This is a genomic window from Lederbergia galactosidilytica (assembly GCF_017873565.1).
Classification (GTDB): domain Bacteria; phylum Bacillota; class Bacilli; order Bacillales; family Bacillaceae_C; genus Lederbergia; species Lederbergia galactosidilytica.
In genome coordinates this window covers 57,364-73,464 of sequence record NZ_JAGGKH010000018.1, presented here as the reverse complement: position 1 = coordinate 73,464, position 16,101 = coordinate 57,364, and the positions used below count along the sequence as shown (strand labels likewise).

The following is a 16,101-nucleotide window of genomic DNA, read 5'->3' as shown; positions in this document are numbered from 1 at the left end:
TATAGAGATAGCCTTTTTTGTTACAATCTATTTCCTTGACACAAATAGTTATTAGCAAACGAGACTCTGCTTGACGTACTCTATTATTTTTTTAAAAAAGGAAAACTGAAAACGTTGTCGAATAAGTTAAAAACAGAATGTAGTAAGAACGAGTGACATGATTGTTTGAAAGAGATAGATGTTGATTTTTCCAAAAATAGAAAGGGAGAAAAGGGATGTTAGATCAATTAGCAGTTGAACAAATGAAAATAACACTAGATAAGGCTATTAATAATAAGGAAATAGCTGGTGGAAATTTAATGATCATGAAAGCAGGGAAAGAAATTTTTTATCATGATTCTGGTCTGGCGGATCGGGAAAGAGGGCTTCCGATGAAGAGAGAGACAATTTTTCGTTTATACTCGATGACGAAGCCAGTTACGGCAGTGGCGATCATGATTTTGCTAGAACGTGGGGTAATTGATTTATTTGAACCAGTAAGCCAATTTCTTCCTGGTTTTAAAAATCAGCTCGTAGAGGATGGAAATCAGTTGGTACTTGCAGAGAGAGAAGTAAATATTTATGATTTGTTATCAATGACTTCTGGACTAGTATATGGAGGGGATACGAAAGCAGGACAGGAAACAGAATCTCTGTTTCAAGAGATAGATCAGCACTTGTATAGCGAATCTCCATTAGGAACAGTAGATATTATTAACCGACTAGGCCAATTCCCACTTGCTTTTCAACCTGGATCTTCTTGGCAATATGGAACCTCAGCTGATGTACTTGGGGCGGTCGTAGAAGTCGTTAGTGGAATGAGGTTTGGCGAATTTCTTCAAAAAGAATTATTTCAACCCCTTGATATGCGAGATACTGGATTTTGGCTACCAAAAGAAAAAAGCGAACGGCTTGCGAAAACATATGCAGATAATGGGCAAGGTGATTTGATTCTTTATAACGGAGATCATTTAGGCATTCACCATCAAATGGATCGAGATCCAGCTTTTGAATCAGGTGGAGCAGGACTCGTTTCAACGATCGATGATTATGCTAAATTCGCGACAATGCTTTTAAATAAAGGAACCTTGGATGGGGTGGAAATTTTACGCCCAAGGACAGTCGACTACTTTACATCGACTACCCTACATAATATTGCGCAGAAACAATTTGATTTATGGCACACATTACAAGGCTATAGTTATGGAAATCTCATGCGCATTATGACCAATGACAGTCAAACGGGGGTTATGGGAAGCCTTAGTGAGTATGGCTGGGATGGCTGGCTAGGTGCATACTTCTGTAATTGTCCAAAAGATCAATTGACCTTTCTCTTCATGATTCAGAAGAAAGATGCTGGAACAATGCCACTGACAAGGAAACTCCGTAATATTGCCCTTAGTTCCTTATCAACACATTCTACTTTTTGAATAAAGGAGAGAGTTATAAGAATAAAAGAAGTTGTTCAATCCATTCTCAACAGCCAAAAAAAAGGAAAATGAATGAGTCTTATTTCTATTGAAGAATAAATTGTAAGGAAATCACCTAAAATGGTGCAATGCCCGCGGGAATAAAATTAGCTGAAGACCTGACAGCGGAGCGAGAAGGCTGAAACGTAGGTACGCAAACTAACTTCACGCTCATCTGAGACAAGGAAGTCTTTTGGGCAATCTTCGACTTTTGAGATAGTATTGACGACGAATAGGGGGAAGAAAAAACGATGATTTTAACGAATAAAAATGGTCATGTATTTTTAGATTTTTTCGCTATTCAAGAAAAGGATATTTATCATTATATTCATGATGCTCCCCTCACCCATTCATTAGTAGTCGCCAAGTATAATGCTAAGTATCTTTTAATATTCAATAAATGGAAGCAATACTGGGAGTTGCCCGGCGGAATGATCGATGAAGGGGAAAGTCCAAGAGAATGTGCGGAAAGAGAGCTTTATGAGGAAACGAATCAATCTATTGAACATTTACAATTTAAAGGATTAATGAAATTTAAATTAAAACCTGATGATCGCTTGGAATATGGAGCCTTATATAGTGGGGAGATAAAAGAGATAACTGCATTTCAAGCAAATGAAGAAGCAGAAGAAATTGTTTTTTGGGACAAAAAAAGTAAGTTCAGTAATATCGATGAAATTGATGCAGCGTTACTTGAGTATTATTGATACATTCAAGAGAAATAGTTAGATCAGGTATTAAGTGGGATTTGACTATTCAGAAGGGCTAAAAATAGGAAACAAATAAGATGAAATGGCATTCTTTTTGTAATGTAAAAGAATGCCAAGGTCGGCGAAAGGATTGGTTGGAGCAGTGAAGATTCCAATCCCTTCAAAAGAAATGATCAAGAATATCCTTGGCATGAAGGGCGAACTTCGCAGGCGGCTGTTTTTAATCATTTCGGTGGAAAATTAATGTCTAGCAGTTCGATAAAATTATGAAGAGGGTTTCTTTGTCTGGAATTCCATTTTGTGAACTAGCAATGTGGTAGACTCATAGCATAGTTGCCTGTTATTTGGATGACAGCTATGTCCACATAGGTCATTATTCATCTATACTTTTCTAATTTCGTAATGTAAGATTTAGAAAAAGTTTTTATAGGGGGAGTATAAATAAAATTACCACAACCATTACAACCATATGCTGATGCCTTGGCGAAGACGAAAAAACCATGTCTTATTATACATGGGAAAATAGGGAAGACAACACCATTGCAAAGTAAGTTTGCTGGGAACCCCTATTGGTTAAAAGCTGATCCATATCCGACAACTAAAAAGGGAGAGCCGCTTCGCTTATTAGCACAAATTAACTTTAATGATATAGAAACAATTCCTAACTATCCAGAAGAAGGGATTTTACAGTTTTTTGTGGCGGATGATGATGTTTATGGATTGGATTTTGATGATGGGACAAACCAAGATACCTTTCGCGTTGTTTATCATGAAAAAGTTGAAAGTGATCCATCTAAGTGGTTGAGTAACTTTCCTGTTTTCGCTGAGGATGACCACTATTTTCCGATAAATAAAGAATGTGCTTTGACATTTGAACGGTCAGAGGAATTAATGTCATCTAATGATTATCGATTTAATAAATTAACGAACTTAAATTCCTTATTGGAAAGTGAGGAAGATGAGGATTATGATACATATGATGAAATCATAGATGCATACAGTGAGGTTGTAAAAGAACAAGGTTCCAAATTGGGGGGATATCCTTTTTTCACCCAGGAAGATCCGCGGGCGTACGGGGACTATCTTACTTTTGATACTCTTTTGTTCCAAATTGACACTGATGATGAATTGGATATTATGTGGGGAGATTCAGGTGTCGGCAATTTCTTCATCGCCTATGAGGATTTGAAAAAACGGGATTTCTCGAAAGTCCTCTACAATTGGGACTGTTATTAATCTATCCTTATGTCTTCTTTAATAGACACACATTAGATTGTAAATTTCATTCATAAAGGGGATACGAATCTTGAATCATACTCATGAACTATTTATAGCCTCGATCCTTGGTGGTGCGATTGGAGATGCTCTTGGATATCGTGTTGAATTTATGAAGTTAGATAATATTCATTCGCAATTTGGTAAACACGGAATAACGGAATTATCAATAGATCCTGTAACTGGAAAATCTCTGATATCGGATGATACGCAGATGACATTGTTTACGATAGAAGGATTAAGATGGGCATATGATCGCTGTAGTAGACGGGGAATTGGCTCCTATGCTGGAAGTGGCACTTATCAATCTTATTTGCGCTGGTATTTTACACAAACTGGGGAAATGCCAACAGAAAAGGAGATGATCTGGCTTGAACCACAACTATATGAGGAAAATGATAGTCTTTTAAATTATAAAGAGTTATTTTTCCAAAGGGCTCCTGGTATGACTTGTCTTTCAGCACTGGCCAGTGGAAAAATGGGGACGATTGGTCAACCCATCAATCATAGTAAAGGTTGCGGTGGGGTAATGCGGGTGGCTCCTGTTGGATTATTTCTTCATCATGAACCAGAATACGCCTTTAAGGTTGCGACTGAAATTGCGGCTATAACCCATGGGCACCCAACGGGTTATCTTTCCGCAGGTGCTTTTGCTACTATTATCGCGGAACTTATAAATGGGAAAAATCTTAATGAAAGTATAATAACAGCAATAAGCATTCTTAAAGCCTATCGTCTTCATAGAGAAACTTTAGAAGCAATTGAGAAGGCAATCACTTTCGCTGCTGGAAATGAAAATATCGAACATTCAATTCATCAGTTAGGTGAGGGCTGGATTGCTGAAGAAGCATTGGCGATTGCTTTGTATTGTGCTTTAAAGAGGACAGATGGAAGTGAGGCGCTTATTATCTCTGTCAATCATGATGGTGATAGTGATTCGACAGGAGCAATCTGCGGCAACATTCTTGGCGCCGCATATGGGCTGAAGGCTTTTCCACAAGATTGGATTGAGCGGATTGAATTAAAAGATCTTATCATTGATAGGGCAACTAAACTAGCTACTTTATGTGATAAGGCTTTTGTATCTTGATAGTCAAAGGGGAATGCGGGGTATTATTTGCCCCGCATTCCCAGCTATTTTATAAATCAGTCATTAGTTTTTCAAAAGCAATCCGTTTGCTTCCGTTTCCTAAATAAATGACTCCACAATATGTAAAGTTATTTTTTTGTAAAAGTCTCTGCATAGATGAGTTTTGAGCATGTGTATCGATTTTAATACTATTGACTCCTTGATCAGTACACATTTTTTCTACGTTTTTCAAAACTTCAGATGATATACCTAAACCTTTGTGTTGAGGGTCTACAGCAAGTCGGTGGATAACAGCATATTTTTCATCACTTAGCCACTTACCACCATAAATTTGATTATACGTTTTTTCCCCATCAAAAGAAATCGCAGCGGTGGCAATAATATTGCGCTCATTTACTAACACATAGCTATAGCCATTTTGCATGTCTTTTTTTATTGTTTGGACATTAGGATAATTATTTTGCCATTGATCTATATGGTTATCTTTAAAATATTGCTGAGCCTGTTTGATAATAGCCATAATTTGATCAATATCTTCTTCTGTTGTTTTTCTGAAATCCATATCATTTCTCCATATTAAAAATTATGATCTTTCAGTTTTTGTATGGTATTTTACGTTTAAACTTATCGCTCATATGCAAAAGGATGATAAACATTCAGCTCCACTGCCCGAGGCTAAGTCCACAAGGTACAAGCTTTTCAGCGCTGTCAGTGGACTTGACGATCTTATTCGTTTCTCCTCTGAACAGTCGTCAATGCTCTTATGCTTTAAATTGCCCAGTCGCCATTACGGAAAATAGGAACAACTGTACCATCTTGTTTAATGCCGTCAATATCCATTTTGTCAGAACCGATCATGAAGTCAACATGAACAGTAGATGTATTCATACCGTGTTCTAATAGTTCTTCTTGACTCATTTTCGTTCCACCTTGAATGGTGGTAGGATATGCGGAACCGATAGCTAAGTGATTAGAGGCATTTTCATCAAATAATGTGTTGAAAAATATAATATTAGACTGGGAAATCGGTGATGGATCAGGTACTAAGGCCACTTCACCTAAGCCTGTTGCCCCATCATTATCTTGAACCAATTTCTTTATTGCTTCATCGCCCTTTTCCGCAGAAATATCGACAATTTTTCCGTCTTTAAAATGAACTTCTATGCCTTCGATCAGTGTACCAGCATAGCTTAAAGGCTTCGTACTGCGCACAACTCCTTCCATCCGATGGGTATCTGGAGCTGTAAATACTTCTTCCGTCGGCATGTTGGCAATAAAATCTTCCCCTTTTGGATTATAACTTTCAGCACTTGCCCAAATATGATTTTTGGGTAAACCTAAAGTTAAATCTGTTCCAGGTGCTTTATAGTGGAGCGCATCAAATTGAATTTCATTTAAGATTGCGGCCTTTTCGTTCAATAACTTTTTATGTTCATCCCAAGCAGCAACTGGATCATCTTCATAGACACGACAAGTTTTGAAAATTTGATCCCATAAAGCATCCACTTGTTCTTCAGAAGTGGAGAGCTCAGGGAAAACATGTGCAGCCCATCCAGCTCCAGCCGCAGCTGCTACTGTCCATTTTAGATCATCATTTTGCGTGGCGATGCGTTGAGCTTGAAATGCTTTGCCTGCTACATTTTGGTAAGTGGCAACTTTCGTTGGATCCACTTCATTAAGCAATCCAGGATCACTGGAAACAATGGATAGGCGACTTACACGATGGTTTAAAACATGATCTTCAGACTCCTGAATTTCATAATCTGGGATATCGGTAAGTACTTCAACGGGTTGATGCAAGTAATGCAATTTGCTGATTTCATCATCAGACCACTTGATAATTACCTTTTCAGCGCCTAATTGATAAGCTTCCTTTGTAATCAGGCGAGCTAATGGTGCCTGGTCGACTGTAATAGTCATTTTCACCCAATCACCAGGTTGAACATTAATCCCTTTAGCCACTAAAAGCTGGGCATACTTCTGCAAGTTTTCCTCAAAATTCGGTAAAGCCAATTTTATAACCTCCAATTTTTGATAGGTTTTCTTTAAACGATTACAAGCTAGAGAAAGATAGTGAATCATTAGAAGATACTCTAATATATCTATCTTAACAATCATACGATATTATACTCTACTTTTTTTCTTAAATATACTACGTTATTTATAAATAGGGAAAACAAATAAGGCTGGGACGAAGGTGTTTTCATCAAAGATAAACCGACTACTAAGTGCATATACCCTCTTCGGAAATATACTTCGCTCACCGCGGGTGGCTGGTGAGCATGAAGGCGTTGTGTGCCCGTCACTAGCCGACCTTCACGTATATTTCCTCCTCTATGGCAATGCGTCGTTCGACTTTAATGCTTAACAATTTAATTATATCCCAGCCTTATCGAAGCTTTATTTTCTTTTCCATCGGGAATGAAAAAAGTTTTTTATTTTAGGAAATCGGGGCTTATGAAGCTTGGATTAGGGTAAGTGTAAAATCCTTCGCCAGTTTCTCTTCCAAGTTTCCCTTTATCGATATACTCGGTTTTAAGTAATTCGGCTAATTTTTTGAATGCAGGGTCACCAGTTTTTTCAGCCTTTGCTTGCGTAATATTATAAGCTGTTTTAATGCCAACAACATCTAAAATCGCAAACGGGCCAAGTGGAGCTCCTGTTCCTACCATCCATGTCTTATCAATGGTTTCCGGGTCTGCTACCTCTTTCACTAAAAGCATTTGGGCAGCATCCAATAGAGGAACAAGTAAAGAATTTAAAATATAGCCAGGTTGTTCTTTATGTAATGGTAAGGCAACCATTCCAATGGCTTTAGCGAAGCTAATCACTTTATCGAAAACATCTGTATTCGTTCCAGGATGTTTCATGATTTCAGCTGTATTATTTTTCCAAATTTCATTGGCGAAATGCAATGCTAAAAATCTTTCTGGTCGCCCGGTCGCTTCAGCAAATTGGCTTGGAAGTAATGTAGAGGAATTTGTTGCAAAAATTGTCTCGGCGGGGGCAACTTTAGCTAGTTTCTCATAAAAATCTACTTTTATTTGCACAACTTCTGGAATAGCTTCAATTACTAGATCAGCATTTGTAACAGCATCTGCTAGATTAGAGTGAAAAGAAAGACGATTATAAGCTTGATCTACCTCTTCTTCGGTTGCTTGAAGATCCTCTAGATAGCGCTGCTTTAATTTAGAAATTCTTTCCTTAGCTTGTGCAATTACTTCATCATTAATATCATATACTGATACATTGAACCCTTTAAAAGCTGTTTGGAAGGCGATCTGACTTCCCAAAACTCCACTTCCAGCTACTGTTATATTTTTAAAATCCATCATGCATTCTCCTTTTTTTCGTTTGTCCCCCATACCGACATCTTCAAAACAACCCTGTATCCACTGTTTTCTTTCCAATAGATCCTAAGCAATTTACGAAGGGGAGGAGGGGATATAGTACTAGTGTAATTTGAAGCGAAATTAAAAAAACGCTTCTTAATTACTATATAAGTATAGCATTGTATGATTTCTTTGCATATTTTACAACCTCTCTCCTATGATAGTGTTACTATTTACTCGAAAAGCTGCAATCACACTAAAAATCCTCGAAAAACAACAAATAAGGAATGAAATGATGTGTTCATTCCTTATTTGGAACTTGAAAAGTGACGATTGTGCCTTGATTTGGAGCACTTTTGATGATCAAGCCATTACCGTACAGTTGCTTTAGTCGACGATTAATATTCTTCAGACCAATATTGCTTCTTTTTTGAGGGTGTTCTTTCTTTATAAAAAGCCCTTGAAGTTCCTCATCTGTCATCCCTTTTCCATTGTCAATTATAGAAACCTCTATATAATCTGCTTGTTTTTGGATCTGAATATGAATGGCACCCCCATTTGCTTTCTTTAATACACCATGTCTAACAGCATTTTCTACAAGGGGTTGAATGTTTAAAGGAGGAATCTTAACGTTCATGTCGATATCCAACACCCAATTTATTTAAGAAAAACAATAATACGGATAGCCCATTAATATTTTCCTGCTCGTGTGTTCATAGTAATCACCATATCATTTATTTAAAAAGTTTATGCAATAATTGAAATCAAGAATCAATTTCACATAAGTACATATTACCCTATCTAAATTATGCTATAAAGCTATTTTCTCTTCCCTTAAAAAGTGATAAATTGAAAGGGATGACAAAGTAAAATTTGTTTAGTAGAGAGGCAGGCTAGACTTTTAAGTATCCCTCTTAATAAATGAAAGCGTAATTACGTTTATATGGGGAATTTACCTCAGTTCCAATCCGAAATCTAGCCATCATCACGTTATATTTACTGAAGAAATTTTGCGAATGAAACGGTCATAGGTGCCAGCAATTAATAACAGGACTATAGATCAATTTATTATAAGGGCTTTGTCTGTTGAAAGGATGACGTGTAATTTGAGCAAAACAACTGAAAGAAATCGATTTGAAAGCAGATATGCAGATGAAGTAGTAGAAGTCGCCGCTGTTACAGGAGCATCTGGCGTTAGTGCAGGGCGCGCTAGTGGTAATCTGATGTGGAATGCGTCTATTAATTTAGTTGCTTGGAAATACATAGATAAAAACGAAGCTCCTAGAATTGAAGAAATGCGGCTTGGCTGGCTTGTAGATGATAAGGAATGGGAAGAATCAAAGGCTATTTTAAAGAAAAATTCAATTGTGAGGTTACAAGTACGTCTAGCTAAAAATTCGATGATGCTTGTAAAGGTTTTAGAGAATAACTTTCATGATGATGAATTGAATATTATTTTAGAAAAATCACTAGAACCAGTATTTTATGTTGATGGTATCCTAGGAGAATTTGAATTGTTTAAGAGTGTAAATTTATTTGAAAAGCAAATTGTCTGGGCAGGAGAAGAAGGGCAATTGTATTTCGATTGGGATAAAGACGAAAAAGAAATGGCTGCAGCTTTATCGACCGCTCATGAATTATTTCATCATCAAGAAGAATGGAGTGGGAAAATAAAATTGTTCGCTGCGGAAGAATTAGTCGAATTAGCAAATGATTGGCTAGAGGATGATAATGAGGCTGATATAGACGAAATCACAAAAGAAATGTTCATTCGTTTGCTAAAGCTTGATAGTATTTCCGTTTATTCAGATGGAGAATTTGAAATGTTTTTTTCTGATGGGGATATGTTTTGGGGACATTCGATCATAGTATCCGGAAATATCAATGGGGAACTCAGTTCAGCTGAGATTGCGGGATGATAGTCAGAAAGGCCCGAAAATAGTCTAGGCTAAATGGGACACCGATCTTTGGAGCCATTTTTCTCTATTCTTACCATTATAAAAGAACTTGGCAGTCGATTATCGTGAAGTATAACCAGCATCAGCATGGATTGTTGTGCCAGTAATGTAAGATGATGCATCAGATGCTAGCCAAAGACTTGCTTGGGCGATTTCTTTAGGTTGTCCAAAACGATTTAACAGACTTAATTGTGGTGCATACTCTTCCTCTGTAAAACCAAATTGTTCTAGTGCCCCTCTTAGCATTGGTGTGTCAATGGCACCAGGGGCTACAGAGTTAATGCGAAAATTTTTTGGACCATATTCCAATGCGGCTACCTTTGTCATCCCTATAACACCATGTTTTGCTGCAACATAAGCAATGTTATTAGGTTGAGGACGAAATCCGCTTACAGAGGATATATTAATAATTGAACCGCCGTGATCTTGTTTTAAAAGTTGTTGTAATTCATATTTCATACAAAGAGCTGTTCCTGTCAGATCTACTGAAATAAGTCGATCCCAGTAATCTTCATCAAACTCAGCTACTGGTTTGTCATCCGGAGTTAAAGCAGCGTTATTCACAGCAACATCTAATTTGCCAAAAGTATCTACGGCAAATTGTACCATGGCTTGTACTTGATCAGATTTGGAAATATCTGTTTTAATGAAAGCTGCTTCGCCTCCATTAGCTCTAATTGCTTCTGTTACTTCATTGCCTTTTTCTTCGTTAAAATCTGCAATAACGACTTTTGCCTTTGCCTCTGTAAAAAGCTTGGCTGTAGCCTCACCCATCCCCATGGCAGCGCCTGTAACAATGGCTACTTTTCCTTCTAATACTGGAAATGTCATAAAAACTCCTCCTTCACTCTTTATACTTTTACTATAGGCTGAGTTGTTATGCCTTTTCAATCATCAATAAGTTTAAAGTGCATAGTAATAGACAAAAAACATATATTTGTATGGTAAAATATTCCTGGGGAGTAGATTATAGTAAATGATGATCGATAAACGAATACAACGTTCAAAAAGTGATTTAAAGAAAATATTTATTAAGTTATTAACACGAAGATCTTTTGAGCAGAATACGATCACAGAGATTGTAAGGGAAGCTGGGTATAATCGAGGAACTTTTTATTCGAATTTTGAAACGAAGGAAAATATCCTTAGGGAAATTATTCAGGAAACCCTGCAAGAAATGATTGAGGAAATACGACATCCTTATAAAACATTAAAAAGAGTAAATATGAAGGAACTAGAAGCAAAAGAGCTTACTTTTTTCATTACTTTGAAAAAAATGCCGATTTATTTAAAGTATTATTAAGTGATCATATTCAGGTGGATTTTCGCTATCAAATGGCAAAGGCGATCGAGGAATTATTTATTGAAGAATATCAATATGAGTTAGAGGAAGGGACAAATCTTGATCCGAAATGGCTATACATTTATCGATCTCATGGGATTGCTGGATTAGTTATTCGTTGGATTGAGGATGGTTTCACTCCTTCCCCTTACTATATGTCTGAACAAATTATTAAATTAATGCTCACAACCACAGAGGTATTCCGAGTTAAGAATTAGCGATTTAGATCGTCTGTATTTAACATGTTTTTAGTAAGATCTGGAAAAGAGCCAAAAGTGAAAGAGAAATTATTCTGTAAGAGAACTAAATAATCCAGTATGTTTTTGCCTTCTTGGGGCAAAATAAACGAATAGATTTAATTGGGCGAAAATAATCATTGTTATTGACTCAAACCCCTGTGTTTGATAACATTCCCTTATTCTATTCATACTACCTTGTATAAGTTCAGGAATAAGGCTTGAACGTCTCTACCAGGCTGCCGTAAATGGCCTATCTACAAGGGGCAATAAGGAAAGAGATTAGGGAAGTTAATTATTGTCCTTTGTATAGACCCTCCGGCAACTGTTACCGGAGATTTTTTATACACTTTCGGAGGACTCATCATGAAAAACTTCTTTCAATTTTCAACCCGTGGCACATCTTACAGACAGGAGAGTGTGGCGGGAATTACGTCATTTTTGTCTATGGCCTATATTTTAGTCGTGAACCCGGTTATTTTAAGTGAAACAGGCATGGATAAAGGTGCTCTATTCACAGCAACAGCTCTTTCCGCCATTATTGGCACATTGTTAATTGGTTTGATGGCTAATTATCCAATTGGTATTGCTCCTAGCATGGGAATTAATAGTTTTTTTACATATACCGTCTGTATTGGTATGGGGATTCCATGGGAAACAGCCTTGGCAGGTGTTTTTATAGCAGGCGTATTGTTTATGATTTTAAGTTTGCTGAAAATCCGCGAAAAAATAATTAATGTCATCCCACAAGACTTAAAATTTGCGATCGCTGGAGGGATTGGCTTTTTTGTTGCCTTTATGGGATTTAGAAATGCGAGCATTATTGAGGCTAATCCAGATACCTTCGTGACGATTGGTAACTTAAAAGCTGCTCCGACACTATTGGCGATAGCAGGATTTATTATCACTATCATCCTTTTGAACCGTGGAGTACGAGGTGGGATTTTCTATGGAATGGTGCTATCTACGATTATTGGCATGTTTTTTGGGGTTATTCAACCACCACAAGCGATCATTGGTAATATACCAAGCTTAGAGCCAACATTTGGTGTACTATTTAGTCATCTAGATCAAATTTTTACACCGAAAATACTCGCTGTCATTTTCACCTTTTTGTTTGTTGCTTTTTTTGATACGGCAGGTGCATTAATTGCGATTGCAAGTCAAGCCGACTTGATGAAAAATAATGAAATCCCGAATGCCGGGAAAGCTCTGTTAGCAGATTCAATGTCAACGGTTGTTGGCTCTGTACTTGGTACATCTACAACAGCTTCTTTGGTTGAATCTACAGCAGGAATTGCAGTAGGAGGGCGGACAGGCTTTACCTCCATGGTGATTTCAGCATGTTTTGTCGTTTCGTTATTTTTCTCTCCACTTTTAGCAATTGTAACGCCTGAAATTACATCACCGGCACTAATTATTGTCGGAGCGATGATGGCAACGGAAATCAGTAAGATCGATTGGACGAATATTGCTGTTTTTATCCCAAGTTTTATTACAATTATTATGATGCCTTTAACATTTAGTGTCGCAACAGGGATTGCCTTAGGTTTAATTTTATACCCAATTAGTATGATTGCTATGAACAAAGCGAAAGAAGTTCATCCGATCATGTATGTCTTATGTGTGATATTTATCGGTTATTTTGTGTATATTGTCTAGCTAAAAATCTATTTTGAATAATTTATGGAGGGAACAGAATGCCAAGCACTCTGTTCCTTTTTGTATGGGATGATAAAGTGAATCCCTTTTCTTTAAGCCAAAGCCCTTTCTTCGCAATTTTTTACACATGAATCAGGAAAATCTTGAATAGCAATAAAGGACAAGGGTGAAATGGCTGACGGTATAGTCGGTATTTTCCCTTCCAAATTGCTTAGAAAGGGTGTGGAAAAGAAATGATTCAAGCCATTTTGGAATTGTTTACGACCGCAGAAAAAGCGGAGTCTATGTTAGCCAACCCCATTATCGAACTTATATTTTTAGCTTTATTTATTATATTTATTTTCACTTTAATCATTCACTTATCCTTATACGGGAAGCTACGAAAACTACGGAATCATATAAAAGAAACAAATCAATTGGGTATGGAACCGCTCCGGACTTTTAAGGAACAGTTCGAAAATAGACAAAAAGTTGAGCCAATCAGCGTAGAAACGTTTGTTCAGGAACGTTTTTCAAGCTGGCGTTTATGGAATATTCCTGTTGTCGGTTTAATTAAAATCGTGCAAATGACAGTATCAGTTTTTATCTTGCTAGGTGTGCTTGGGACTTTTATTGGGTTAACGATCTCTTTAGGAAGTATTCAAACAGCTGAAGATCAACTTGTTGAAAATGTAACTGGTGTCTTATCAGGAATTGACGTAGCTTTTTACACAAGTATTGTTGGGATGAGTTTCTCGCTATTGATGACATTACTAGTAAAACTATTGAATACAGAATACATGTTAACAGATATTATGTTAATGGTTGAGAGCCAATTGGAAGGTCATGAACAAAATGGAATGGGACGTCTTATTCAAGTATCAGAAACGATAAATCAATCGATTATGAGTCTGCAACAAACGAATCAACAATCCTTGCGAAATATGGAAAAGGCATTTACCGGTTTTCAGGAATATACAACAGGGTTACAGCAATCTGCAAAGGATTTAGCAGCTTTTAATGATGGCCTTTCAAGCAATCTACAGGACTTCCAAGAGCTGTTTCAGCAAATGAAGATCATTACGAAAGGCTTTCGAGAGGGGACAACAGAGCTTAATAAGAATTTTACAGCCCTATTTGCCTACTTCAAAAAAGCGGATAGAAGAAATGAACGGATGGTTGTAGCCTTTGAACAAACATATGAAAAAATGCAAGAAGCTTCAAATATACAAATCAGCACACTTGCCCAATATGGAGATTCCGTTGCTGAGCTTAAAGATTTCACCGGTGCACTATTAGAAGAACAAACAACAATCCGAAATACAATCGATAGAATGATGCAAAAAAGCGATGAATTAGTGAAAAGGATGGGAGCACATAACCAGGAATTCAAGCAAGTTTTTGGAACAAATGTAACGGATAAATTAACTGGGATTACGACACATTTAGGCAAGTTATCACAGGGATTTGACCAACTTGGACATTCAATTATCCACTTGCCAAACGCCTTAGAGGTCATTAATCAAACGCAAAATGAATATAAACATTTGCTGTCTGACCGTTTTCGTGAGCTTGAGGAATTTAATCGAACATTCAGTGAGCATTTAAGAGATCATTCCACACAATCAACTGCCTTCGAACAGAATGTAGTGGAAGCTTCGCGGACATATGAGCAAATGGGAATGAAAAATAATCAAGTGATCACGGAGATGAATGCCGTTTTAGCAAAAATGAACCAATCATTTCAGCAACGAGAACGACAATTGGATGCGGGAGTTGATCTCCTAAAAGAAACGATCACAAACTATGTAGCTAATTTGGAGGGAACGCTTGGAGGAAAATTAGATCAAGTTGCTCGAAACATAGGTGATTCGCTTGAGTTGACGACAACTGGGATGAGAAAAGAATTTACAGAAATACGGAGGGGATCGGAAGAAATCCAACATAATAGTTTTCGTTCGATTCAACAATTATTACAGGAGCTGGGACAGGAATTCCAAGCATTCAATCGACAGATGAGTTCTATCAGTCGTTTTGGTCAGGAAGCCATTCATGTAAATAGTGGGATGGGATTGAGCCGTAATGACTACTAAATACATGCGTCTCTTTAAAAATGAGCAAGAGGAGTCTCATTTCTGGCCTTCTTTTACAGACTTATTAACGACCATATTATTGTGTTTCATGTTAATTTTTATCATTATGATGGTGATAAAGTCACTACAAATTAAAGAAATGAAACAGACAATTGATCAGATAATGGGTGTTCGTTCGCAAATCGTTCATGAGTTGAAAACAGAATTTGGTGATTCCTCGGCAGGAATAGAGGTTGATGAAAAAACGGGAGCATTGATTTTTAATACAGAAATTCTTTTTTCCTATGATCAGTCTGAATTAAAACCAGCATCATTAGAGTTCTTGGATGAATTTGTTCCTAAATATTTAGACGTGCTTCTTAAGAATGGTTATGAAGATTATGTTGCTGAGATCATTATTGAAGGGCATACAGATCGTGATGGTACCTATTTATATAATTTGAGATTAGCACAAGACAGAGCATATAGTGTAGCAGATTATATTTTAAGTGAGGATTTCCCCCATAAAGAAATTCAGAGTCAGTTGGAAAATAAATTAACCGTGAACAGTAAATCATATACTGATTTTCGCACGAACAAACAAGGTGAATATAGTGCAGATGAGTCACGGCGAGTAGAATTTAAGTTTCGGTTAAAAGATGAGGAAATATTAAATAAAACGCGAGAGCTTCTTGGGAACTAGTAGAAAGAGGCTGGGACAACTAAAATGTTACGCTTCAAAGACGAACATATTACCTTAGAGGAATAATTTCCAGAGCGGGTAATTGCACCATAATGTTCGTTTTTTTTGTGAAAACATTTTCCCCCCGGCCTCTTTTTTATTTACTAGAATGAGTCCATTTCATCATTGCTTATTAATGATCAATACACGAACGTTATTGTTAAAGGAGATGGAATTGTTAGTCAATGTATTTCCTTAACTTAGTTGATTGGATTTGAATGCTAAAATCTCTATTATGAAATTGATTCGAATGAG

15 protein-coding genes and 1 riboswitch are annotated in these 16,101 nt (G+C 37.0%); of the genes, 10 read left to right on the top strand and 5 right to left on the bottom strand.

Going from position 1 to position 16,101, the window contains the following annotated elements:
• Positions 1–215 precede the first annotated feature (215 nt).
• The 4 genes from J2Z23_RS17265 (at position 216) to J2Z23_RS17250 (ending at position 4,523) form a co-directional block, all read left to right on the top strand.
• Complete coding sequence (locus J2Z23_RS17265) at positions 216–1,409, top strand: serine hydrolase domain-containing protein (RefSeq protein ID WP_057989047.1); 1,194 nt, start codon at positions 216–218, stop codon at positions 1,407–1,409.
• A gap of 290 nt (positions 1,410–1,699) precedes the next feature.
• The gene (locus tag J2Z23_RS17260; RefSeq protein WP_057989049.1) at positions 1,700–2,155 is read left to right on the top strand and encodes an NUDIX domain-containing protein; all 456 of its coding nucleotides are present in this window, start codon (positions 1,700–1,702) and stop codon (positions 2,153–2,155) included.
• 543 nt (positions 2,156–2,698) lie between these two features.
• On the top strand, positions 2,699–3,394 hold the full coding sequence (locus tag J2Z23_RS17255) for a YwqG family protein (RefSeq protein WP_057989051.1): 696 nt from the start codon (positions 2,699–2,701) through the stop codon (positions 3,392–3,394).
• Positions 3,395–3,464: 70 nt separating this feature from the next.
• The gene (locus J2Z23_RS17250) at positions 3,465–4,523 is read left to right on the top strand and encodes an ADP-ribosylglycohydrolase family protein (RefSeq protein WP_057989054.1); all 1,059 of its coding nucleotides are present in this window, start codon (positions 3,465–3,467) and stop codon (positions 4,521–4,523) included.
• A gap of 49 nt (positions 4,524–4,572) precedes the next feature.
• On the opposite strand, the gene J2Z23_RS17245 is transcribed toward J2Z23_RS17250, so the two are convergent.
• The 4 genes from J2Z23_RS17245 to J2Z23_RS17230 form a co-directional block, all read right to left on the bottom strand.
• Positions 4,573–5,085 (bottom strand): GNAT family N-acetyltransferase, encoded by a 513-nt coding sequence (locus J2Z23_RS17245; protein ID WP_057989056.1) that lies wholly within the window; start codon positions 5,083–5,085, stop codon positions 4,573–4,575.
• Positions 5,086–5,291: 206 nt separating this feature from the next.
• Complete coding sequence (locus tag J2Z23_RS17240) at positions 5,292–6,536, bottom strand: aminopeptidase (RefSeq protein WP_057989058.1); 1,245 nt, start codon at positions 6,534–6,536, stop codon at positions 5,292–5,294.
• Positions 6,537–6,958: 422 nt separating this feature from the next.
• Positions 6,959–7,855, bottom strand: coding sequence for a 3-hydroxyacyl-CoA dehydrogenase (locus J2Z23_RS17235; protein ID WP_057989060.1), 897 nt, complete (start codon positions 7,853–7,855; stop codon positions 6,959–6,961).
• 301 nt (positions 7,856–8,156) lie between these two features.
• Positions 8,157–8,492: a sensor histidine kinase gene (locus tag J2Z23_RS17230; RefSeq protein ID WP_057995182.1), complete on the bottom strand. Its 336-nt coding sequence runs from the start codon at positions 8,490–8,492 to the stop codon at positions 8,157–8,159.
• A gap of 469 nt (positions 8,493–8,961) precedes the next feature.
• Here J2Z23_RS17230 and J2Z23_RS17225 point away from each other — a divergent pair, with 469 nt between their 5' ends.
• Entirely contained in the window at positions 8,962–9,774 is an 813-nt protein-coding gene (locus J2Z23_RS17225) for a DUF2262 domain-containing protein (protein ID WP_420798642.1), read from the top strand.
• Positions 9,775–9,873: 99 nt separating this feature from the next.
• Here the strand turns inward: J2Z23_RS17225 and J2Z23_RS17220 are convergent, their stop codons facing one another.
• Positions 9,874–10,644 (bottom strand): SDR family NAD(P)-dependent oxidoreductase, encoded by a 771-nt coding sequence (locus J2Z23_RS17220; protein ID WP_057987881.1) that lies wholly within the window; start codon positions 10,642–10,644, stop codon positions 9,874–9,876.
• Between the two features lie 145 nt (positions 10,645–10,789).
• Here J2Z23_RS17220 and J2Z23_RS22435 point away from each other — a divergent pair, with 145 nt between their 5' ends.
• From J2Z23_RS22435 to J2Z23_RS17200, 5 genes are all read left to right on the top strand, one after another.
• On the top strand, positions 10,790–11,116 hold the full coding sequence (locus tag J2Z23_RS22435; protein ID WP_064468036.1) for a TetR/AcrR family transcriptional regulator: 327 nt from the start codon (positions 10,790–10,792) through the stop codon (positions 11,114–11,116).
• Entirely contained in the window at positions 11,023–11,373 is a 351-nt protein-coding gene (locus J2Z23_RS22430) for a TetR-like C-terminal domain-containing protein (RefSeq protein ID WP_338011580.1), read from the top strand. Before J2Z23_RS22435 ends, J2Z23_RS22430 begins: the two co-directional genes overlap by 94 nt.
• A 196-nt stretch (positions 11,374–11,569) precedes the next feature.
• A riboswitch (purine riboswitch) is annotated at positions 11,570–11,671 on the top strand.
• 86 nt (positions 11,672–11,757) lie between these two features.
• Positions 11,758–13,053, top strand: coding sequence for an NCS2 family permease (locus tag J2Z23_RS17210; RefSeq protein WP_057987887.1), 1,296 nt, complete (start codon positions 11,758–11,760; stop codon positions 13,051–13,053).
• A gap of 233 nt (positions 13,054–13,286) precedes the next feature.
• Positions 13,287–15,125, top strand: coding sequence for a MotA/TolQ/ExbB proton channel family protein (locus tag J2Z23_RS17205; protein ID WP_057987889.1), 1,839 nt, complete (start codon positions 13,287–13,289; stop codon positions 15,123–15,125).
• Positions 15,115–15,807 carry an OmpA family protein gene (locus J2Z23_RS17200; protein WP_057987891.1) on the top strand — a complete coding sequence of 231 codons (693 nt, stop codon included), beginning with the start codon at positions 15,115–15,117 and terminating at the stop codon, positions 15,805–15,807. Before J2Z23_RS17205 ends, J2Z23_RS17200 begins: the two co-directional genes overlap by 11 nt.
• Positions 15,808–16,101 lie beyond the last annotated feature (294 nt).

Excerpts from the sequence above, each read along its gene's own strand:
- J2Z23_RS22435 (WP_064468036.1), top strand. The coding sequence starts at position 10,790 with ATGATGATCGATAAACGAATACAACGTTCAAAAAGTGATTTAAAGAAA.
- J2Z23_RS17230 (WP_057995182.1), bottom strand. The coding sequence starts at position 8,492 with ATGAACGTTAAGATTCCTCCTTTAAACATTCAACCCCTTGTAGAAAAT.
- J2Z23_RS17200 (WP_057987891.1), top strand. The coding sequence starts at position 15,115 with ATGACTACTAAATACATGCGTCTCTTTAAAAATGAGCAAGAGGAGTCT.
- J2Z23_RS17220 (WP_057987881.1), bottom strand. The coding sequence starts at position 10,644 with ATGACATTTCCAGTATTAGAAGGAAAAGTAGCCATTGTTACAGGCGCT.
- J2Z23_RS17245 (WP_057989056.1), bottom strand. The coding sequence starts at position 5,085 with ATGGATTTCAGAAAAACAACAGAAGAAGATATTGATCAAATTATGGCT.
- J2Z23_RS17260 (WP_057989049.1), top strand. The coding sequence starts at position 1,700 with ATGATTTTAACGAATAAAAATGGTCATGTATTTTTAGATTTTTTCGCT.
- J2Z23_RS17235 (WP_057989060.1), bottom strand. The coding sequence starts at position 7,855 with ATGGATTTTAAAAATATAACAGTAGCTGGAAGTGGAGTTTTGGGAAGT.
- J2Z23_RS17265 (WP_057989047.1), top strand. The coding sequence starts at position 216 with ATGTTAGATCAATTAGCAGTTGAACAAATGAAAATAACACTAGATAAG.
- J2Z23_RS17210 (WP_057987887.1), top strand. The coding sequence starts at position 11,758 with ATGAAAAACTTCTTTCAATTTTCAACCCGTGGCACATCTTACAGACAG.
- J2Z23_RS17205 (WP_057987889.1), top strand. The coding sequence starts at position 13,287 with ATGATTCAAGCCATTTTGGAATTGTTTACGACCGCAGAAAAAGCGGAG.